This window comes from Microcoleus sp. B3-A4, assembly GCF_036705385.1.
Taxonomy (GTDB): Bacteria; Cyanobacteriota; Cyanobacteriia; order Cyanobacteriales; family Microcoleaceae; genus Microcoleus.
This window is the reverse complement of record NZ_JAUBUI010000054.1, coordinates 23734-45275: the sequence shown is the minus strand read 5'-3', so window position 1 is coordinate 45275 and position 21542 is coordinate 23734. Positions and strand designations below refer to the sequence as shown.

Annotated in this window: 15 protein-coding genes; 7 read left to right on the top strand and 8 right to left on the bottom strand. The window is 46.9% G+C overall.

Annotated elements, in window-relative coordinates:
* From QUB33_RS20005 to QUB33_RS19990, 4 genes are all read right to left on the bottom strand, one after another.
* The coding region (locus tag QUB33_RS20005) for a DUF4347 domain-containing protein (RefSeq protein WP_333353127.1) at positions 1 to 4147 on the bottom strand (4147 nt) is incomplete at its 3' end.
* A gap of 402 nt (positions 4148 to 4549) precedes the next feature.
* Positions 4550 to 5428, bottom strand: coding sequence for an inositol monophosphatase family protein (locus QUB33_RS20000; RefSeq protein WP_333353124.1), 879 nt, complete (start codon positions 5426 to 5428; stop codon positions 4550 to 4552).
* A 98-nt stretch (positions 5429 to 5526) separates the two neighbouring features.
* Positions 5527 to 6651 (bottom strand): cupin-like domain-containing protein, encoded by a 1125-nt coding sequence (locus QUB33_RS19995; RefSeq protein WP_333353121.1) that lies wholly within the window; start codon positions 6649 to 6651, stop codon positions 5527 to 5529.
* A gap of 232 nt (positions 6652 to 6883) precedes the next feature.
* The gene (locus QUB33_RS19990) at positions 6884 to 7741 is read right to left on the bottom strand and encodes a PfkB family carbohydrate kinase (RefSeq protein ID WP_333353118.1); all 858 of its coding nucleotides are present in this window, start codon (positions 7739 to 7741) and stop codon (positions 6884 to 6886) included.
* Positions 7742 to 7811: 70 nt separating this feature from the next.
* On the opposite strand from QUB33_RS19990, the gene rsmI reads away from it, so the two are divergent.
* Together rsmI and QUB33_RS19980 are read left to right on the top strand one after the other, a co-directional pair.
* Positions 7812 to 8693 (top strand): 16S rRNA (cytidine(1402)-2'-O)-methyltransferase, encoded by an 882-nt coding sequence (gene rsmI / locus QUB33_RS19985; RefSeq protein ID WP_333353115.1) that lies wholly within the window; start codon positions 7812 to 7814, stop codon positions 8691 to 8693.
* Between the two features lie 78 nt (positions 8694 to 8771).
* On the top strand, positions 8772 to 9989 hold the full coding sequence (locus QUB33_RS19980) for a glycosyltransferase (RefSeq protein WP_333353112.1): 1218 nt from the start codon (positions 8772 to 8774) through the stop codon (positions 9987 to 9989).
* Positions 9990 to 10186: 197 nt separating this feature from the next.
* Here QUB33_RS19980 and QUB33_RS19975 read toward each other — a convergent pair whose 3' ends face one another.
* The gene (locus tag QUB33_RS19975; protein ID WP_333353110.1) at positions 10187 to 11176 is read right to left on the bottom strand and encodes a DNA cytosine methyltransferase; all 990 of its coding nucleotides are present in this window, start codon (positions 11174 to 11176) and stop codon (positions 10187 to 10189) included.
* Between the two features lie 78 nt (positions 11177 to 11254).
* Here QUB33_RS19975 and QUB33_RS19970 point away from each other — a divergent pair, with 78 nt between their 5' ends.
* A complete protein-coding gene (locus QUB33_RS19970) occupies positions 11255 to 12520 on the top strand; it encodes a folylpolyglutamate synthase/dihydrofolate synthase family protein (RefSeq protein WP_333353107.1) in 1266 nt (421 codons plus the stop codon).
* A 5-nt stretch (positions 12521 to 12525) separates the two neighbouring features.
* Here QUB33_RS19970 and QUB33_RS19965 read toward each other — a convergent pair whose 3' ends face one another.
* The 3 genes from QUB33_RS19965 to QUB33_RS19955 all read right to left on the bottom strand — a co-directional run bounded on the left by QUB33_RS19965 (position 12526) and on the right by QUB33_RS19955 (position 14984).
* Entirely contained in the window at positions 12526 to 13101 is a 576-nt protein-coding gene (locus QUB33_RS19965; protein ID WP_333353104.1) for a Uma2 family endonuclease, read from the bottom strand.
* A gap of 391 nt (positions 13102 to 13492) precedes the next feature.
* On the bottom strand, positions 13493 to 14776 hold the full coding sequence (locus QUB33_RS19960) for a sugar ABC transporter substrate-binding protein (RefSeq protein ID WP_333353100.1): 1284 nt from the start codon (positions 14774 to 14776) through the stop codon (positions 13493 to 13495).
* Positions 14766 to 14984, bottom strand: a complete 219-nt coding sequence (locus QUB33_RS19955) for a hypothetical protein (RefSeq protein WP_333353097.1) — start codon at positions 14982 to 14984, stop codon at positions 14766 to 14768. Before QUB33_RS19955 ends, QUB33_RS19960 begins: the two co-directional genes overlap by 11 nt.
* 172 nt (positions 14985 to 15156) lie before the next feature.
* On the opposite strand from QUB33_RS19955, the gene pilM reads away from it, so the two are divergent.
* The 4 genes from pilM (at position 15157) to QUB33_RS19935 (ending at position 21193) form a co-directional block, all read left to right on the top strand.
* A complete protein-coding gene (gene pilM, locus QUB33_RS19950) occupies positions 15157 to 16251 on the top strand; it encodes a type IV pilus assembly protein PilM (protein WP_333353131.1) in 1095 nt (364 codons plus the stop codon).
* 398 nt (positions 16252 to 16649) lie between these two features.
* Complete coding sequence (locus QUB33_RS19945) at positions 16650 to 17552, top strand: PilN domain-containing protein (protein WP_333353092.1); 903 nt, start codon at positions 16650 to 16652, stop codon at positions 17550 to 17552.
* A complete protein-coding gene (locus tag QUB33_RS19940) occupies positions 17549 to 18349 on the top strand; it encodes a pilus assembly protein PilO (RefSeq protein WP_333353089.1) in 801 nt (266 codons plus the stop codon). The genes QUB33_RS19945 and QUB33_RS19940 overlap by 4 nt, the downstream gene beginning before the upstream one ends.
* A 468-nt stretch (positions 18350 to 18817) precedes the next feature.
* Positions 18818 to 21193, top strand: coding sequence for an AMIN domain-containing protein (locus QUB33_RS19935; protein ID WP_333353086.1), 2376 nt, complete (start codon positions 18818 to 18820; stop codon positions 21191 to 21193).
* Positions 21194 to 21542 lie beyond the last annotated feature (349 nt).

The window sequence follows — 21542 nt, the reverse complement described above, 5'->3', positions numbered from 1 at the left end:
CAGTGCCACCACCGCCTGGTTCTTCTACAGTGCCACCACCGCCTGGTTCTTCTACAGTGCCACCACCGCCTGGTTCTTCTACAGTGCCACCACCGCCTGGTTCTTCTACAGTGCCACCACCGCCTGGTTCTTCTACAGTGCCACCACCGCCTGGTTCTTCTACAGTGCCACCACCGCCTGGTTCTGGCGCTAAATTGTTATCAGCGATCGCCACTGTCACGCCCGGAATCGCGATCGCACTATACTTACTATCAGCACTCTGGGCCGTATGAGAAATACTGCCTGTATGATTTCCTTCAACAACCGCATCGTCTTTCGCCGTTACAGTCACTGGTTTCGCCACATTCCAGTTAGTAGAGTCAAAAGTAACATCAGCGATCGCATTAATTTGATTGCCATTGCCGAAACTAATCGTCACTGGCGCACTCGGCACAGAAGTTAGTTGAACGCTGTAACTGCCATTCGCACCACCTTCGGTAGCAGTTGTACTCGTTGGTGAAATAGTCACACCTGCGGGATCGTTGTCAGCAATCGTGGCAGTCACAGGAGAAAGCGTCAGGTTGTTATACTTGGTATCGGTACTGGCAGAAGTGTGAGCGATCGTGCCGCTGTGCGTGCCTTCGGCTTTGCTATCGTCGGTAGCGGTGACTGTGACAGTTTGGGCAACATTCCAGTTAGTGCTGTCAAAGATAACAGGCGCGATCGCATTTATTTCACTTCCGGCATTAAAGTTAATGGTAACAGGAGCGATCGGCTGGCTGTTGAGTTTGACTGTATAACTGCCATCCGCGCCGCCTTCTGTAGCAGTTGTTTGCGTGGGAGAAATGCTGACACCTACTGGGTCGTTGTCGGTAATAGCTACATTTACATCCTGAATGGTCTGACCGCTATACTTAGTGTCTGTACTGGTAACAGTGTGAGCGATCGTCCCACTGTGCGTGCCTTCGGCTTTGCTATCGTCGGTAGCGGTGACTGTGACTGTTTTAGCAATATTCCAATTCGTGCTGTCAAAGATAACAGGCGCGATCGCATTTATTTCACTTGGGGCATTAAAGTTAATGGTAACAGGAGCGATCGGCTCCGACGTTAATTTGAGCGCATAACTGCCATTCGCACCGCCTTCTGTCGCAGTTGTACTCGTCGGAGTAATAGAAATACTAGCGGTATCATCGTCTTTATTGCTGAAGCTAACATCCGTTACATCTTTGTTGCTGTAATTCGGATCTGTACTAACAGTAGTCGCCGTGACAATTTTGTAGGCAGTATCGCCGTCAGCAATGCTATCGTTAACCCCTGTTACTGTCACCGACTGCGGTGTATTCCAGTTAGCCGGAGTGAAAGTTAAGCTATTAGTCGAAACAGTTCCCTCGGCAACATTGTCACTGGTCAAACCGATAGTCACCTCAGCAGTCGGCTGAGTATTCAGAACCACAGTAAAGTTAGCCTTAGTGCCATCTTCACCAGTAGTTAATCCCGCCGTTGGATTCACCGTAATTCCCGGAGTTTCATCGTCACTGTTGGTGACTTCGACATCATCAGGAGCGACGTTATTGTAATTAGAATCGGTACTGACAGCAGCAGCCGTGACAATTTTGTAAGCTTGAGGGCCATCAGCTACCAAATCGTCAACGCCAGTCACTGTTATTGTTTGCGGTTCATTGTAGTTAACGGGAGTGAAAGTTAAGCTATTAGTGGAAACTGTTCCTTCGGCAAGATTGTCACTCCTCAAACCGATGGTAACGTCAGCAGTTGGTGCAGCGTTTAATTTGACAGTAAACTCTGCCTTTCCGCCAGCTTCGGTTGTTGATATTCCCTTTGGACTGACTGTGATGCCGGCAGTATCATCATTAGTAATAGTGGTGGTAGCGGTAGCCGTCGCAATAGTCGGTGCGCCACCCGGTGAAACTGAATTTGATAAAGTAACAGCAACAGTTTCATCCGGTTCTATATTGCCATCTCCCAACACATCCAAAGTAATAATTTTGGATGTTTCACCCGCAGCAAAACTGATTTTACCAGTGGCAGCAGTTGCCCCAGAAGTGCCGCCGATATTGTTGTAATCAGTGCCGTTTGTCGCAGTGCCGGTAATGGCATAATCTACTGTACTCCCAAGTTCCGTGCTGCCGCTGCGAGTAATAGTAAATGTGGCAGGAGTAGCGCCGGAATTTCCTTCGGTAACGGTGGGATTGTCTGCGACAATTGAGTAAGAACTATTCCTATCCAATATTGCCAGTGTCACTTGACTCGTACCGCCGGCAACACCGCCTGTAATCGCACCCAAATTGAGAACTAACTGTTCGTTACTGTCAACGATATTGTCAGCTTTAATAGTTACTGCAATATTCTGGGTGAGAGTAGTAGTGCCGGCAGAGAAAGTAAGGGATGTAGTTGAAAGAGTGTAGTCTGCATCTTGAGTAGCTGTGCTAGTGGGGTCGATGACAATTGGTACAGTTACATCACTTAAGGGAGTGCCACCGCTGATCGTAACTGGGACATCAATTATTGTGTCGGTCGTGCCTTCAGTGACGTTGTAAGTGTTGCCTATTTGGGGAGGAACGAAGGATACCGTATTGGGTGTATTTAGCAAAACAGAGACGTTATCTGAACCGCTGTTCGTAACTGCCAAATCCGGGAGAGTGTCAGCATTAAAGTTACCGACAATAATGGACGTTGGGCTTGTCCCCGCAGGCAAACTAATAGGTGCACTAAAACCGCCATTGCCGTTGCCTACTAAAATTGCAGCGCCGCTGGTTCCTGTTACTGCTAAGTCAAGTATGCCGTCTCCGCTAAAGTCATTCACCACAATGCCGTTAAGCCCTGCCCCTGCGTTAACAGTAGTAGCCGGGCCAAAGCCGCCAGTGCCATTTCCCAATAGAATTGACACACTGTTAGAACCGCCGTTAGCTGTGGCTAAGTCGAGGAAATTGTCTCCGTTAAAGTCCCCAGTTGCGATCGACTGTGGAGTTGGCCCAGCCCCAAAATAATCAGTAGCGGCACCAAATCCGCCCGTACCATTTCCTAAGAGAATTGAGACACTGCCGCCGTTGCCGCTGTTGCTAACCGCTAAGTCGGAGAAACTGTCAGCATTAAAGTCACCTACAACAACGTCACCCGGAACATTACCAACATTGAAATTAGTGGCAGTGCCAAAGCTTCCTGTACCCGTTCCCAACAATATTGAGACGCTACCAAAAGAATTTACAGGGTCAGCGTTTACTACTGCTAAATCTAGGAAATTGTCAGCATTAAAATTCCCGACACCTATTGAAAGTGGAGTGTTACCCACAATAAAATTGCTAGATGCACCAAAGCCGCCCGGGCCATTTCCTAACAGAATAGAGATCGTATTACTATTACTATTTACTCCTACTAAGTCGGGAAAATTGTCATTGTTAAACAGCCCCGAAATGAAGCGAGAGGGCCATGAACCTACGGCAAAGTTGGTAGCCGTGCCAAAACCCCCTGTGCCATTCCCTAACAAAATTGAAATGCCGTCATTCTGGCTCACTACCAAGTCGGGTAAGGTATCAGCGTTGAAATCCCCTACATTAACACCTCCGGGACTTGACGCCGCCCCAAAATTAGTCGCAGCACCAAAACTATTCAAAACGTACTCATAACCCGCTAACACTTCGGCTTCAAATACCAGCGGCATTTCAATTTTCCCGGTTCTGACTTCCAGTTCCCAGTCCCCGCCCTTTGCTACACTTCCGGTGAGGTTTTTGGAAGCTGCAACCGACGCCCCGGTTAACTCACTCAACCGTTTGACAAATGCTTTACCTGTCTCGCCTGCTGCTACTGAGCACCCGTACAGCAGGATATTCGGTCGATTTTTGCTCCTTGAGTCGGTTTGTGGCGAAAACCATTGCTGTAGATCATCCCGATCGCACTCTATATCATCTAAACTCAAGCTACCCTCGCCCAATTGCAAGCTGCCCGGAGCACCGTGAGAAACTATGTGAATGCTGTCAATAGTGCTGCGAAGAGCTAAAATTTGAGTAATTTGGTCGATCGCATCCCGGTTCCCCTCCAAAACGACTACTTCCGTACCCGGTTTTACCCCGGCCATCAAACTTTGATAATTTTCTACTTGAGTGTCGATAAAGGCGATCGACCTTACTGAAACTGGAATATTTAAATTGGGCATAATCCACCTGACTGGGGTTTCAAAAAAATACAAAAATTCCGCTATTTCGTGACAGGCGTCCGAAAATATCTATCAATTTTTATTTATACAGACACACCCTTTATCCGTAAAAACTCGGTGAGTCCTCATCTTTTGTCGTAACCATAACAGTTTTTTTACAGAAAATATGTAAATTTTTCTTAAAAAATACCTAGTTAATTAAAATTTTGATAAAACTGTGAAAAATACTTAAGTATTATTACGGTAACGAATGTGAGATTAGTTTACCACAAATGTTTGTGAAACGTAAGTGCAATTGTACAGAAATTTAAAACTCAGCAATTTTGATAAATACTTTAGGGTGCGTCAGCAATTAGTCGTGCAGAAAATACGGTATTCTAACGCACCCTACTAAACTTTTGATTACTTCAAACCCCCATCTATCCCCGCTAAAATCTGCTCGGCTTGCCCGCACAAAGCAGCGTGACAGCAACCGTTACTCGCCAACAATCCCCCCCACTGACTCACATCTCCCCGGTTATATTGCAAAGTAGAACCGTCAAAACGAGTAAATTGACCGCCCGCTTCAGTCAAAATTAATTCCGGCGCCGCTAAATCCCAATCTTTCGGTGCAGACTTTCCCGAAAGCGCAATATAAACATCAGCCTTTTGTTCGACAATTGTCGCAATTTTACAGCCGATACTGCCGACAGCTAGTTGATTTTGACAAGGCAGTTTTTGTAACAATTGATTAAAGCGATCGCCCCGGTGACTGCGGCTGGTTACTATAGATAAATCTGCCACTAGATTTCGCGCCGAAACTTGCAACTTTACCGCAGAACCGTCCCCACTTTCCATAAAAGCGCCAGCATTTTGCACCGCGTAATAAATCTTTTGCTGTTGGGGCCAAGCCACAACTGCCAATACTGGTCTTCCCTCGAATGCTAAAGCAATGTGAACGGCAAATTCACCTGTCCTGTCAATAAAATCTCGCGTTCCATCCAAAGGGTCAATAATCCAAACCCAACTTTGAGGTAAGGGAACTTTACCATAAGTTTCTAAATAAGATTTGTAAGTTTCTTCGCTGAGATAGCCAAATTCTGCATTCCCTAAAGCCGACTGCAATTCGTCGAGAATGTAAGAATTGACAGCGACATCGGCGGCGGTGACGGGGCCATCTTTTTTCTCTTGAATGTCGAGGTTAGGAGTGTTGGAATCCTGCCGATAATAGGATTGTAGGATATCTGATGCACTCCAGGCGATCGATCGGGCAATTTCGCTGATTTCTTCGAGAGTTTTCATGAATTTCTTTTTTGTGAACCGCAGATGAACGCCGATTAACGCAGATTTCTATAGGGGCGGTGTCCCTGTGCCCGCCCCTGGGAAAAATACATTAGCAATTACCAATTAATATGAGGATATTTCCATTCATAATAATTGGGAAACACAAAATTAGTAAACGAAACCGAAATACTAACCTCCAATGATTTTACATGGTGCCACCAACCGACCGGAATAAAAATAGCTTCTCCCGGTTCCAAAATTACTTCAATAATTTTCGCATCTCTGTAAAGCGGGTATTTGTCATAATCGGGATTTTCGCCGTCAACCTTGCTGAAAACTCCGACGTGATTGTAAAGCAGAGGTGTTTGTTGCGGAGAAATCAATTTAATTAGTTTGCGCCCAGACACTTGAGCTAAAATTAAATTAACTGGGTCATGGTGCAGCGGTGTAATCGTGCCTTTCGGGCCGAACCAAAAGAAAACTCTGCCTTTTGTGTCCGTTGGATTTAGGTATTCTGGGAAAATTTCAATGTCGTCGAATAGGGATTTAAATTCCTCTCTTTCTAGAGTTTTGTTGTTAGCAACCATGTAGTAGTCGTTGCTAGGCCCGCCCTTGACCACCATCTCTACATATTTGCGGAACAAAACAACTTTTTTGTGATTTTCTATCTTAATTTCGTAATTCGGGTCGGAATTGCGGTTAGCTTGAATTTGCACCTCTGCATCGCCATATTTTTGCTGCAAATACTCCGGCGTCCACAACTGCAACGCTTTCCAGTTGTGCATAATATTGGTAATAATTACTGGAGTATTTTTTGCGTAGTAATTTTCGAGAAAATACTCTCTAGAAAGGCTGCTTTTGCGTTCGATTGTGCCAAACTTGGAAGACAATGCAGCTAATTGATTGCTAATCCTGAGATGCGATTCTAATTTCTGCAATAACTGCACGTACTGACTACCTGCTTGAAAGTAGGGATGAGATGATATTTCCCTAACTTCTGCGGTGGCTGTTTCCGCATCTATGCCGGTATTTATTAGTGCTTGAATGATTTCTGCATCGGGTTGATTTAATAATTTGTTAGCCGCCACCCACTGTTTCATATTGTCGGGAAGTTCTTGTTTGCTTGGAGTGAGTAGATTGGGCAAGTTTTGTGTCAGCCATTCTAGGTTAACTTGCTGTTGTTCTGTTAGGGTAATCCGCAAAGGGGGAAGGGTGATAGTTAGGGGTTGGGTGTCAGACATGATTCGGGTATCTTGTTTTGGGAGTGTTTTGTGTGACTTTAACTTGTCTTACTAATATAGCAATTTTGTTAACGAACCGCGAAGGCGCTAAGGGCGCGAAGAAAGAGAAGAGGGAAGTTCACAAATTTTGTCAAGGTTGCTGTCAGGATTTTAACTGAACAAGTGTTGCCAGTTCAATTTTTCTAGGTTAAAGCGGTTTTAACCGGAGAGTTTGGTTAATTTTAAGTAAAAATTAACCCTTATTCATCCAGGCGCGGGTTCCGAAGCTTTTGCAGGAATGGGAAGCAATTTTAGCCGCTGCAGTGAGAGTATCGGTAAAGTTATTTTGCAAAATGTAGTGACAGAAAGCCCCGTGAAAGATGTCGCCAGCGCCTAAAGTGTCTGTGGCTTGAATTTGAGGTACTTCTATAGTGCCGTAAATGCCATTGCTAAGGTATAAAATTGATTTGTCGCCGCGAGTGATGGCAATATGGGAAATTCCGGCTGCTGAGAGGTAAGCAAAGACTTGTTCTGAATTGTCGCAGTCTGGCGGATGAAAGTTATCCGAACATACCGCCCATTCAATAAAAGGTAAGATTTCTTCTAATCCGGGTTTCCAACTGCCACCGTCGAGGACACTGGGAATGTTTTTTGACTTGGCAAGTTGAGCAATTTCTTTGCTGGCTGCGATTTGATGTCCGTCAACCAGTACAATATTAACGGATGTTAAAATATCCTGGTTAATTGTTTGACTGTCAACTTGCGATTTCGTAGCATTGATGGAAATTACCGATCGCTCGCCCGTTGCTTCAGTTACAATAATCGAGGAAACTGGCGGCGAGTGCGATCGCCCGGGCTCCAAATCAATTATCCTGACATTATACTCCGCTAAGTCTGAACGAATTAATTGGGCGATCGCGTGAGTGCCCAAAACCCCAGCCCATACCGCCTCATTCCCCAAATAGCTAAAAGTGACCGCAGCATTTGCCGCCGGCCCGCCTGCTGCAATGGTACAATCAGAAGCAACAACTTTCTGATTTTCACCCGGAGGCTTCTCGGTCAAATAAACTAAATCTAAAGTCGCTAATCCTAAAAACAATCCCGTTTTCATATCTTCTTAAATGTGTGGCATGGGCGTCCCGCCCGTGCTTTATCTGCGGTTAAAAAATCCCAATCTTAAAATGCAAACAAATCCCACTACAGGAACACTTTACATCGTAGGAACCCCGATCGGCAACCTCGAAGACATGACCTTCCGCGCCATCCGAATCTTGCAAACAGTAGACTTTATCGCCGCAGAAGATACCCGCCATACAGGCAAACTCTTGCACCATTTTCAAATCAAAACTCCCCAAATCAGCTATCACGAACACAACCAACACCAGCGACTTCCCGAACTCCTAGACAAACTGCATTTAGGCAAAGATATCGCCATCGTCACCGATGCCGGAATGCCGGGAATTTCTGACCCCGGTTCCGAGTTAGTCAAAGCTTGCGCCGATGCTAATATTAACATTATTCCGATTCCCGGCCCGACCGCCTGCATAGTTGGGATAACTGCATCAGGATTACCCACAGAGAGATTTGTATTTGAAGGTTTCTTACCCGTGAAAGGTCAAGAACGCCAACAGAGTTTAGAAGCTTTGCAAATAGAATCCCGCACTATAATATTATACGAATCTCCCCATCGATTGCGGCAAACTTTACAAGATTTAGCAAATAGTTTGGGAAGCGACCGACAGATTGTGCTGGCGAGAGAGTTAACTAAAATGCACGAAGAGTTTTGGCGTGGTATTATAGAAAGTGCGATCGAGCTTTACACCAATCGCGAACCCCAGGGAGAATTTACCCTCGTAATTGCCGGTATCCAAACAGCCGCACCAATATTTTCCGAAGACGCCATCAAAGCAGAATTGCAAACATTAATTGCCGAAGGCATAAGTCGTTCCCAAGCCAGCCGCCAGCTAGCCCAACAAACATCCCTCCCCCGCCGTCAAATATACCAACTCGCCCTCACAATTGGCGACAATGAATCACTAGAACAACCCGTGGATGACTTGTGAATATCTCTCTTCTTCTCTGCGCCCTCTGCGCCCTCTGCGGTTAAATAAAAAAAGCTAGATACTCACACTCAGAATTATATGGTGCGCGGAAACTACGATCGACAAAAGCCATATTTACGAAACCCCCACATCAACAAACCAATCGCCGAAATTTATGCAGACTTAGACGCCTTTACCTGGGAGATATTTGAAGACCAACCCCACCGCTTCGATACCGTCAGTTTCTACGTCTTGCTTCCCCCGCTGTTTTACGAAGGGCGTTTCATCAAAGGAATTTATTTCAGCGAAGCAGTCGAACTCATCAACAAACTATTTCCCCAACTTTCCTCAGTATTTTTATCCTTCGCCTATTCGCCCGGAATCTCCTACTCCTGGGCCCCCATAGCTGACGCCTACTCCAGTTTATACAAAAACCCGCAGCGAGATAAGTGGTTTCGCGAAACTTATGTCGATCGCGCCCACAAACCAATCATACCCCTACAAGACACCGACTTCATCAACGAATACTTAATTTCCCCGCGCAACGTCCCCGCAAAAGACATCGACCTCCTCGCCGTCGCCCGAATTTCCGAAGAAAAAAATTTGCCAATTATTGCCAAAGCCTTAAAAGTTTACCGCCAAAAATATCCGCAAAAACCAATAAAATTAACAGTAGTCACCGGCCACGAATTTGATGCTAGCAACCTGAAAACTCTCGACCAGTACGCATTAAAAGAATGGCAAGAAGTCGAGACAATTTTAACCGATCCCTCCGACTACATTAACTTAGTGCCGAGAGTTGACTACTACAGCGAAATCCCCACATATTATTCGCGAGCCCAAGCATTCGTCCTCGGTTCCCTCCTAGAAGGAAAAAACCGGGGAATTACCGAAGCCATGAGTTGCAACGTACCAGTAATTTGTTTTGAAGAATTCAACCAATACGCCAGAGGAAACTCGCCAGTTTTCCCCGAAGGTGCGGGTCTTTACGCCAAATTTGACCCAGAATCTCTCGCAGATACTATATATACAGTATTGGAAAATCCAACAGAATTCAAACCGCGATATCAGTATTTAAAACATTGCGGGCGCAAGAACTTTTTCAATACTTGTATAGACAGTTTTCCTTACTATCAGCACAACATTCCCGACTACAAGCCCGGAGATGCGATTAACAATTTGTGGCTAGATTTAGCAGTTCAGCAAAATTATCAAGTTAGTTTGAACAGCTTTTTGTACGGCGGTTCTCCCTTGTCTCATATTCGCGGGACAAATGCGATTCAGCACAATCTTGGCGAGTTAAGCAAGTTTCAATGACAGATAATTCGGAATGATGAAACCACTGAGGGCACAGAGGACACAGAGGAAGAGAACAGAGAGATGAATAATTCTGATGTTAACGGATTTGAGATTAGTCCTCATAGCGAGGACTTTCGCAAGCCCCGTGGAATTCATTCCCTATCGGACTGGCAGGTTGTCGCCTTAAGTTGACACCAATGACTATGCCCAATGCCCTATGCCCTATGCCCTAAGACAATATCCTCAAAAATCTTACTTGCCAAAACTCTTGCTAAATTCACAGGAACAGCATTGCCGACCATTTTGTATCCATCAGCAATATACTTGTACTTAAAAATAAACTCATCCGGGAAAGTCTGAACTCTCGCGCACTCTCGCACAGAAAGCCGACGGTAAGGCAGAGGCGAATTGGGGTCAAAAATGCGCTTATCTTTGCCAACCAAAATCATTTTACTAGCTTGAGGATGGAGAGGTGCGTGTCGGCCGCTTGCCTGAATTGTAAACGAAGGTTCAGACCAACTTCTAACTCGATTCCGCGACATATAAAGGCTGGAAAACCCCAAATCTGCACATTCGTGATTTGGGACAGAATCGTGATAATTATCTAATTTAGCCTTAACTGACATTGGCGCGGTCTGCAAATCAAAAATCGCATCTTTCAGCGTCAAAACATCGGTTCCAGGTTCGGGAAACTCAAAACCAAAACCCAGATTTTCACGATAACCAACAACAATCACCCTTTGCCTATCTTGCGGAACACCAAAATTTCTAGCATTCAACAACTTGTACGAAATCCGATATCCGATGTCCTCAAACTGCGATAATATATAAGTGAAAGCATCCTTGTTTCTGGGAGCTAAGATTCCGCTAACATTCTCAGCTAAAAAGAACAAAGGCTGCTTGTCGCGCACAATTCTGATATACTCCCAGAAAAGTTGACCCCTACTGTCATCAATCCCGCGTTTAGCGCCGGCCGCACTCCAACTTTGACAAGGAGGGCCGCCGATTATCCCAATACAGTTGGGAATTTCATCAGATTTGATTGTTCTGATATCTCTGCGATCTAAAATAGTTTCAGGATGATTGAAATTATACGTATCCCAAATAGACTTATCATATTCATTCGCCCAAACCGGATTAAAGCCAGCTAAGCGAAAACCAAAATCTAACCCGCCACAACCCGAAAACAGAGAAATAATATTCATACCAATCGACATCTACCTCCTCTCTTCCTTCGCGCCCTTCGCGCCTTCGCGGTTCGTTAAAAAATCCAATAATCCTCAATGAGTGCAGAATCCATCCTTCAATCTTACCAACATTTCGGCGTCCATCTCGGCTTAGAAAGAATTCACCAACTTCTCCAAAAACTAGACAACCCTCACAAACAAGTACCCATTATCCACGTTGCCGGCACAAATGGTAAAGGTTCCGTTTGCGCTTATCTCTCTTCCGTACTAACAGAAGCAGGCTATCGAGTTGGGCGCTACACATCCCCGCACCTAATCGATTGGACAGAAAGAATTTGCATCAACCAAAAACCGATTTCCTCAACAGAATTGCAACAGTGTCTAGAACGAGTTGTCGCCGCCACAGAAAACAACACCGAAACTCCCACTCAATTTGAAATAATCACCGCAGCAGCTTGGCTGTATTTCGCCGAACAAAAAACCGACATCGCAGTCATAGAAACTGGATTAGGAGGTAGATTAGACGCGACTAACGTTTGCGAAACACCTCTCGCTAGCGTCATTACTTCTATCAGTCTTGAACACTGGCAAATACTCGGCCCCACCGTCGCAGATATTGCTGGGGAAAAAGCGGGAATTCTTAAAGCAAAATGTCCGGCAGTGATCGGAGAATTGCCAGAATCACCTAGAATAGTAGTAGAAAAACGCATTCAAGAATTAGACTGTCCGGCAACTTGGGTAAAACCAGCAATAGATTTAGGACAAGGATTCGCAGAATATCAGTTAAATCCAAATGCGGTTAAAATAAAATATAAATTGCCGCTGCTGGGAAAAATTCAACTAATGAATTCAGCAATTGCGATCGCAACTTTGCAAACTCTCCAAAACCAAGGATGGCAAATTTCCCCAACCGCGATCGAAAACGGTATCGCCAAAACCCAATGGCCCGGAAGACTCCAGCAGACAACTTGGAAAAACCGCAACATATTAATTGACGGCGCGCACAACCCCGCCGCAGCTATCGCCCTGCGTGAATATGTCGATCGCCTGAACAATCACCCGTCACCGATTAACTGGGTAATCGGCATTCTTGCGACTAAAGACTGCGACGATATTTTGAAAGCATTACTCAAAAAGGGCGATCGGCTTTACCTAGTACCGGTACCAGATCAAAACTCATCATCCCCCGCAGAATTAGCCACCCTCGCTCAAATTATCTGCCCCGAATTAACTCTCTGTCAAACCTTCCCCGACTTAACAACGGCCTTAGACGCTGCTGTTACAGGCGACAACCTAACAATCCTTTGCGGTTCCCTTTATCTCGTCGGCTATTTTCTGCAACAACAACAATCCCAAGCTTAAACGCATCAGAATTGTGTTTCTTCCTCAGTAAAGATAGGAGGCCACAATTCCGAAACGGGCAATTCCCAACCGGGAAAAAGTTCTGCTACTGTTAAGATATCGCCATTTCCTAAAATAGTCGGTTCACCTGTAGAGCGATAAATAGTCACTGTTTCTTCATCAGGATCGATCATAATTCCGACGATCGCACCCAATTCTATAAACTTCAAAACCTTGGTTTCTATAAGCTTAATGCGATCGCTCAAAGATTTAATCTCAACAACCAAATCCGGGACAAGTTCTCCAAAATAACGCGGACTTTGGCGCAAGCGGGCGGCGCGCACAAAAGAAACATCCGGCGCTTTCACATTCGTATCCGGCATAATGAAACCGCCTGCGGAGTCAAAGACTCTCCCCAAGCGACGGGGATAAACCCAGTTACCCAGCAAGCGAATCAAAATACTGCTGATTTCACTGGATACGATGTCTGATGGCCCCATAACTAAAAGTCTCCCGTCTTCTAGTTCTATTTTGTAATCTAAACCCGCTTCGGAAAAAAGGGTTTGAACTTGGTTTAAATCTTTGAGTGTCATCGCTGGCATAAGAATTTTATCCTATTCCGATCTGAGCTTTGATTTTAACACGAGTCAAATTTCTGAATATTTGAGGAATTCAGGCTATATTCCTACCAATTATCAATCAAGCTGAATTGAGAAAGGCGATCGCACGGGATAAATAAACCCGGTTTCTGGGATGAGCGAGCGTTCTTATCAACAAACATTTACCTCTAAAATAGTCGAGATTGACTTATCCAGAGTTCTCCTCCCACTCCGCGTTGTGAAGAGGCGGTAATTTAATCATTTAATAACTTAAAAGTTTATATATGCTCTTATATATGGCGACACAGATTCCCATTCTTTAATAATACGTCAAGTAGCCCAAAAAAGCAAGGGGCGAGATCAAAAAAAATCCCGCCCCAGCTTCAATAAAAAACTACCTTTGATCCCAAGCCTTAGCCGCATCAGCAACAGCTTGGTCTACCGACTTCTCATCCAACATTGCCGCCTGCAAATTGTCATAAATCGCCTTTTGCAACTTCTTAACATCTTTCAAAGGCGGAATCAATAGCTCGGCGGAACTCAACCCAGAAGCACTAACAACCCGAGCTCGATCGGCTGCAGGAGCATCAGCAGAAACTGTCTTAAAATAATCGTCCTGCAAAGCCTCAACCGTAGAAGGCAAAACATTAGCAGCCTTAGCAAAAGCCAACTGATTTTGAGAATTAGTCACGTACAAAGCAAACTTAACAGCATCATCAGGACGCTTGCTGTCGCGGGGCACAACCAAATTCATCACCGCCACAGTCTTCTTGCCTGTTTCCCCCGTAATTTGAGGCGCAGCAGCCGAAACAGCACCAATACTCGGAGCATTCTCAGCAATCGCTTTCAAAAACTGAGGGCCCGAAGCTAAAAAAGTAGTTTCCCCAGCTTGATAAAGCTCGATCGCCCTGCGATGTCCCTGCACCAAAACATCCTGCGGCAAAAGTCCGCCCTTGTACAAATCTACCCAATACTGAAAAACAGCTTTGCCCTTAGCAGTATTGAAAGCCGCCTTGCCTTTAGCGTCAACCAAAGGCACACCCATCTGCACGAAAGATTGCAAAACTTCCGCCGAATCTTCCGGCACAAAAGTCACAAAAAAAGCAAACTTACCAGTCTTTTCCTTCACCTGCTTGGCAACTGTTGCCAACTCGGCATAAGTAGCCGGAGGCTTAGCAATTCCAGCCTTCTTTAACAACTCCGTATTGTAAATTGTCACCCCAGTCGTGAGATACCAAGGAATGCCAAAACTCTTGCCGTCGAGCATACTAGCTTTCCAGATATTCGGGAGATAGAGCGATCGAACTTGCTGCGGAATGCGAGAATCCAAATCCAGCCAAGCATTGCGTCCCGCCAACAGCGAAGCAAAATCGGGGTTTAGGTTCACCACATCCGGCGCAGTTTTCGCCGAAACAGCCCCCAAAATCTTGCTTTCCATCGCCGACCAAGGAACGTCCACCCAACGCACCTTCACCCCCGGATTTTCCGCTTCAAAACCGGCGATCGTCTTGTTGAAATACTCAGTAAACTGAGGTTGAAGCTGCATAGTCCAGAACTCGATTGCCTGCGTATTATTTGCCTGGGAATTAACAGCCGGCTTGCTGCAACTCACCACCGCCGCCAGCAGCAGCCCCACTAGCCCAAAAACAGCAAACAGTTGCCAAGATTTACGTTTCATAGAATAAAATTTGAGAGTTATGGGAACCGTTAGACAAAAAAGCGATCGCCCGAATCAAGCGCGATCGAGTCAGTAACAGAGTTTTGTACCTGGGCCCAGGAGCGAGATAGTCTGTTTTTGTGCAGAATCGGCAGGTTTTCGGTCGATCGAGCTGGAATTTATTGACATTCGTAGCAGAATAGCTATTGTCAAGTAAATTGGATAGCATAAAATCGGAACTAGCGATCGCGCAACACAGACGGAGCTGCGGAGCTACGGCGGGATACCGAGATTACAGCACTCTTTCGGCAGTGGGAAACCAACCCTCCAACACCGGGCGCGCTGAATCAGGCTGGCCAACTACAAAAGAAAAAAATAGCAATTACCGACGACCCAATCACATGGTTAACTTTTTCAAAGGTCTACTTTCCCAACGCCAGCCAGGAATCGGGATCGAAATAGCCCCAGACCGCATCAACATCATTCAGCTCGAAAAGAAAGCTCAGGCATTAAAATTAGGCATCCTAGCCTCAATAGAAGTTCCAGAAGACTATATACAAGAAGGACAAATAGTCGATCCGCCGGGAATGGCAGAACTAATAAAAGCCGTCCTCGCCGAAAACAAAATCAAAGCCAAGCGAGTAGCCACAGCCATTCCCGGCCGCGAAGCGGTCATCCGCTTAATCCCTGTTCCCGCAGAGCTCAACGAAGAAGAACTGCGGGATTACATGAACGCAGAAGCAGGACTGTACTTGCCGTTTCCCAGAGAAGACGCCGACGTAGACTATCAAAAAATAGGCCTTTTTGTAGATGACGACGGAGTAGAAAAAGTGCAAGTCGTGTTAGTAGCCACCCGCAGAGAAGTTACCGACACATACATCGAAACCTTCAAAGAAGCCGGACTGATTATAGACGTACTAGAAGTAACCAGCTTTGCCCTAATCCGCACCCTCAAAGACCAACTGCAACAATTTTCCTCCCAAGAAGCAGCAGTTCTCACCGCCATAGAATTTGACAGCACCGAGTTAGCTATAGTAGTGGACGGCATACCTCAGTTCAACCGTACCATCCCGATCGGCACCTACCAAATCCAGACCGCCCTCAACCAAGCCATGAACCTGCCGCCAACCAGAGACACCAGCGAACTGCAAGGCATGACCCTGCCAGTCACAGATACAATGGGGGCATCGGGAGACGCCAATCCCGGCACAAATGCGATGATAAAAGTATTGGGAGAACTAGCAGACGAACTTCGCCGCTCAGTAGACTTTTACCTCAACCAGAGCGAAGAACTCGAAGTAGCGCAACTGCTGCTAGCAGGCCCGGGAGCTGCGATCGGCAAACTAGACGAATTTTTTATGCAAAGATTAAGCTTGCCGGCATCTCAAGTCGATCCCATCGAAACCCTAGGACTCGAAATCACCCAAGAAATTACCCCAGAACAGCGAGCAGGTTTAGGAGTTGCCCTAGGTTTAGGACTAAGGGAGGTTATGTGACCTAACAGTTTTAGATGAGAGAAAAACCGATTTGAGAATTTTAGGTGAAAACCCCTTCCAAAAGAAGAAGGCAGAAAGCAGAAGGTAGAATATTGGAGGTAGAAGGTAAAAGGTAGAATATATCTGAGGTAGAAGCAGCCCCTTCCTTCAGTAGAAGGCAGAAAGTTGTTTCTTTCTCCCTAAATAAATCCTTCACTTGTACCAGCAATCTTGGGTTCTGTCTAAAATCTAAAATTTCAAATTTAAATCTATAGCAACAGCCAAGACTGTTAGGACCTTCTTAATTGCTGAAACATAAGCGGTAGATAACTTTTTCCTTCTACCTTCTACCTCGTGCCTTCTACCTTTTACCTTGTGCCTTCTACCTTCTTCCTTCTGCTATAAAATCGAGTGAAGCCATGTACAGCCTAGATATTAATTTTCTCAACGACCGTCCGGACTACAAACCCGTTGCAACCAAAAGCCCAGCTAAAAAAAGTTCCGGTGGAGCCAAAGACCAACTGCCCATATATGGGGCGGTGCTGTTTGCCTTCGGGGTCAACGCCGCCGTCCTGGGCGTCGGGTGGTGGGCGATTAACGAAAATAAAAACTTGACCACAAAACAAGAAGCCATCGACCAAGAACTGGCAACGTTAAACACTCAAGCCAACGTCATCAAAGCCATCAATGCCGAAACCGACCAAGTTACCGCCGAATACAAAGCATTAGCCGGAGTATTCGACCAAATTAAACCTTGGTCGGCCATGCTGCAAGACCTAAGTGCCCGCACTCCGGCGGGAGTGCAAATTGGCAAAATCGAGCAAATCGACCCGAGTCCCTCCCCCGTTGCAGCAGCACCCCCTCCCCCCGCAGCCACCCCCGCAGCCAGCCCGTCCCCAGGGGCGAGTCCGTCCCCAGCCAGCCCCCCCCCGGCAGCAGCTCTCCCCCCCGTCGTCCCGCAGCAGGCAGCAAAAGTACAAATTTCAGGGATAGCCAGTACCTTTGCCCAAGTTAACGACTTTATGCTGCTAATCCAGCGCTCTCCTTTCTTCCTCAACACCGATACCAAACTGGTAGCGGCCACATTAAAGAACAACCCCGCCCAATTACAAGTACGCAACCAAAACGCAGCACCACCAGAACTTCCCAAACTGCGACCGGTGGTGGAATATAAAATTGAAACGACGCTCAGCCCGACGGGGGCCTCCGAGTTGCTCCCCGAGCTCCGCAGCAAGCAAGCAGACGGGCTAGCAATACGGATAGAAACACTTCAAGAAAAAGGAGTGCTAGAACCACAAAAACCAGAGGTGAAAAAACAATGACAGCAAATCAGTTTATTCCCAGCGGCGCACAAGCAGAAGAGACAGGGGCTCAGGAAATATTCGGCATTAAGCTGACACCCCAAGTCCAAGCAATCGGCATCGCGGTTCTCGGCCTCGTCATTGCCGGTGGCATTGGCTACCAGTTCGTACTTCCCGAAGTCCAAAAAATCGGCGAATTCAAGCAAAAACTTAGCGAAAGCGAGCAAACGCAACGGCAATTGCAAACTCAAATTCAAAAAAAGGCAGAAGCAGAAGCAAAGCAAGAAGAAGCAAAACAGCGTCGGGCAAACGTGACGGCAATGTTTGCCAGCGACGCCAGCGCCAACACGCTTTTGCTTGACATGACCCAACTGGTTAATAGAATCAACGCCGGCGTGCAAGGAGATGACCTCAAGGCTAAAATTACCAAATTTGAGCCGGATATGCCCCCAGCAGCAGCAACCGCCGCGCCCGGAGCTCCAGACCCTGATATTCTGGCGGATACCTCCTTCGGACCATCCCTGGCTGGCAAGCTCAGACGCAAAAAATTCAAGGTAGAGTTTGAAGGCACTTTCGCTCAAACCCGCAATTTTATGCGTAACTTAGAGTTGATGCAGTCGCTGTTGGTAGTTAGGAATTTGAGATCGGAATTGCTAGCATCAAATCAGCCAATTGAAGTGGATTTTTTGAAAGGGAAAATAGTTCCTGTGGAACAGCCACCCACTAAAATTAAAACGGCTTTTGACTTGCACGCGCTGCTGCCGTTAAAACAAGAAGAAAAACCGCCAACTCCGGCTCCGAGTCCTGGTGCTAAGTAGCTGTAGTTGGGCGGATAGATATTAGCTATTCCCAATGGCTCTTTCACAAGAAGGCAGAAGGTTGAAATGGGAAGATTGAAGGTAGAAGTCAAAAAAGTATGAAGGCCAGAAAAATATTTTTTAGATGGCAATCAAAAATTGGCCCTAAAATCTAATTTCTTCTAATACCAGTTTCCAAAAGTAATGGAACTCTATAGCAATCCTTGCAAAAGTCGTAATTTTTTTACCCCACCCCAACCCTCCCCTTACAAAGGGGAGGGAGTAAAAAATACACAAATGATGCGAGGATTGCTGTAGGATAGCTTCTAACCCCTATGTCATCTGTTATTCCCAATCGAAAATCTAAAATCGAAAAGGGCATAACTTCTTCGTTTAAAAAGGCTCGAATCGAGAATATTTTAGTCAGTTTAGCAGCTACCGACAAAAGACTGCGAACAACAAATAACAAAGTGTAGTGGAGGAGAGAACGTGAAACAGCATCTACGGTTAAGTGGAGGACTCTTATGCAGCGTGGCAGGAGTTGCGATCGCCCAAGCCCCCGTCTGGGCAGCGCCCACTCAAGTCACAGGAGTGCAAGTAAGTCAAGGCAATAATGGCGTAAATATTGTGCTGGCGACAGAAAAGGGCGATCGCCCGCAAGTTTTCGCCATCAATAACGGCAATACTTACCAAGCCACAATTATCAACACCCAGCTCCGCTTGCCACAAGGCAACAGCTTCCGTCAAGATAACCCCGCTCCGGGAATTTCTTCAGTAGAAATCAGCCAGGTAGAGGCTAACAGCATCCGCGTTGTGGTAGCCGGCACCAACGGAGTTCCCAACGGACAAATTGTGCCGGGACAAGGCCAAAGCATCGTCCTCAATGTAGCCGGACAGGGTGGTACAGTACAGTCTGCCCAAACTTTACCCCCGCCGCCTCCGGGACTGCCACTGAGCCAAACAGCCCCCCCGCCGGCTCCCCAAGTCCGCACCTCGCAAAACCCAGGCGTGCTGCTGCCAAATCCCGAAGTTAGTGTTACCAGAAACGATCGCCCCCCCCTCCCCAGCGAAATACAATCCCAGACAAATCAGGCTGCGCCTTTCCAGCCGCGGGCAGTTGCTCCGCCCTTGGGAGATATCGCGGTGTCTAACATCGCCCCAGGCGCGGGAAATATTGAACTGAGTTCGGGAGAACGCATCCCCCGCTTGGTGCTGCGGGATGCCCCAGTCCGGGACGTTTTGGCTCTGCTGGCTCGCGCTGCGGGCTTGAACATTGCTTTTACAGGTGGGGGGGCCCCTGCTCAACCTGGCCAGCCCGCAGTGCCTGGTCAGCCGGGAGCCTCCGGTTCAGATGAAGGGCCGAAGATTTCTTTGGACATCGAAAATGAGTCGGTGCAAGATGTCTTTAATTACGTGCTGCGGCTCAGCGGGCTGCAAGCTAACCGCCAGGGGCGGACGATTTTTGTAGGGACTAGCTTGCCGATCGACTCGCGCAATATTATCATTCGGACTCTGCGGCTCAATCAAGTTCGCTCTACGGATGCAGCTAACTTTTTGAGTGCTCAAGGCGCGGAAACTCAACTGCCGATTACTCGGGTGACGATTCAAAGCGTGGGTCAGGGAAATGCGGCGCGGGATGTAGAAATTAGGGAACCGGACATTAAGGCGATCGGCGCTAGGGAAGGCACGGGGCCGCTCTTGCTGAGGGGACTGTCGGTGCTGGCGGATTCTCGACTCAATTCCATCACTTTGGTGGGAGACCCGCGCAAAGTTGACATGGCTGTGGCTTTCTTGACACAGCTAGATTTGCGTCGCCGTCAAGTCGCTGTCAACGTCAAGGTGATCGATATCAACTTGGCGGGAAACAACAACACCAGCAGCAGTTTCTCTTTCGGAATTAATAACAGTTTCTTTGTCAATGACGAGGGGGCGGCAAGTCTCAATTTTGGTGGCATCAATCCGCCCGCTAGAGACACTGCTGTCAACGGCATAACTAATCGGCCGATCGTCGGGCTTCCGTTTGGAGACCAGGAGTCTTTCTTCGATCCGAACGGCCGATTTACCGTACCGTTGACAGCGAACGGCCGCAAAGGTGTGTTCCTCCGGCCGATCTCCCCAATTACCACTGACCCCACGCGAGTTGGAATTAGCGATTACGACCCAGGAACGCCACCAACTGCGGGAGATGCAACTTTCGCCTTATTCCCGCTGTTCCAGTATCCCAGGAGGTTCCTGTCTACGTTGCAGGCAAGTATTGTCAGCAACAATGGCAAAATCCTGACAGATCCGACTCTAGTGGTTCAAGAAGGGGAAACGGCGAATGTGAATATTACTGATGAGGTGATTACTAACATCACACAGCAAACGCAGAGCACCGGAAATACAAGTACCACAACAACAACGGCAGTCAAAGACAGGGCCGGTTTGCAGTTAGGGGTGGCGATCGACCGGATTGACGATAATGGCTTTGTCTCTCTGCGGGTGAACCCGATTATCAGGACACCCGGCAGCACTCAAGACCTTTCCACTGGTCAGAACATCAATCGTATCGTTTTGCTGGGCGAGCGATCGTTGCAATCGGGGCTAATTCGCCTGCGGGACGGTCAGACTTTGATTGTTTCGGGGATTATCCGCGACGAAGAACGGACTATAGCGAACAAGATTCCGATTTTGGGAGATTTGCCGATAATCGGTTCGCTGTTCAGGAGTACCAATAAGGCTAACCAGCGGGCGGAGTTGATTGTATTGCTGACACCGCAGATTTTGGATGATAGCGATCGATCGAACTTTGGCTACCAAAACAGCATCAGTCCCGACGCGCGCCAACTGTTACAGCGCAGTCAGCCAGTCCAGCCGAGACAGTAGGAAGTAAGGAAAAATTCCTTGCTGTCAACTTTCCACCCTCTTTACCCTGAGTCCGACAGTCCGGCAGGGGTTTCAACCCCTGCCTCAAAGCTAAAGTCCTCTAAAATAGGACTATAAATCACTCTTTCAGTCGTCTTCAGACGACTTCAGCTATGAGACAGGGACTTCAGCCCCTGGCGGGTTTCGGGAGAATGAAACAGCCCTCCCCCACGGGAGAAAGAAAGAAGGTAGAAGGAAAAAAGTTTTCCTTTAGCCCTTGACAAATGACATTTTATTCCTTCTATTTCTACTTTTTTCTGCTCAGAAATCCACCGAGGCGAGAAATCTTGTCTCCAAGGTGGTATTTTTT

Coding starts and splice junctions, on each gene's coding strand:
- QUB33_RS19990 (WP_333353118.1), bottom strand. CDS start 7,741: ATGAAAACGGGATTGTTTTTAGGATTAGCGACTTTAGATTTAGTTTAT.
- QUB33_RS19940 (WP_333353089.1), top strand. CDS start 17,549: ATGACAGCAAATCAGTTTATTCCCAGCGGCGCACAAGCAGAAGAGACA.
- QUB33_RS19970 (WP_333353107.1), top strand. CDS start 11,255: ATGAGTGCAGAATCCATCCTTCAATCTTACCAACATTTCGGCGTCCAT.
- QUB33_RS19980 (WP_333353112.1), top strand. CDS start 8,772: ATGGTGCGCGGAAACTACGATCGACAAAAGCCATATTTACGAAACCCC.
- QUB33_RS19965 (WP_333353104.1), bottom strand. CDS start 13,101: ATGCCAGCGATGACACTCAAAGATTTAAACCAAGTTCAAACCCTTTTT.
- QUB33_RS19995 (WP_333353121.1), bottom strand. CDS start 6,651: ATGTCTGACACCCAACCCCTAACTATCACCCTTCCCCCTTTGCGGATT.
- QUB33_RS19955 (WP_333353097.1), bottom strand. CDS start 14,984: ATGCTATCCAATTTACTTGACAATAGCTATTCTGCTACGAATGTCAAT.
- QUB33_RS19960 (WP_333353100.1), bottom strand. CDS start 14,776: ATGAAACGTAAATCTTGGCAACTGTTTGCTGTTTTTGGGCTAGTGGGG.
- QUB33_RS19945 (WP_333353092.1), top strand. CDS start 16,650: ATGTACAGCCTAGATATTAATTTTCTCAACGACCGTCCGGACTACAAA.
- QUB33_RS20000 (WP_333353124.1), bottom strand. CDS start 5,428: ATGAAAACTCTCGAAGAAATCAGCGAAATTGCCCGATCGATCGCCTGG.
- pilM (WP_333353131.1), top strand. CDS start 15,157: ATGGTTAACTTTTTCAAAGGTCTACTTTCCCAACGCCAGCCAGGAATC.
- QUB33_RS19975 (WP_333353110.1), bottom strand. CDS start 11,176: ATGAATATTATTTCTCTGTTTTCGGGTTGTGGCGGGTTAGATTTTGGT.
- rsmI (WP_333353115.1), top strand. CDS start 7,812: ATGCAAACAAATCCCACTACAGGAACACTTTACATCGTAGGAACCCCG.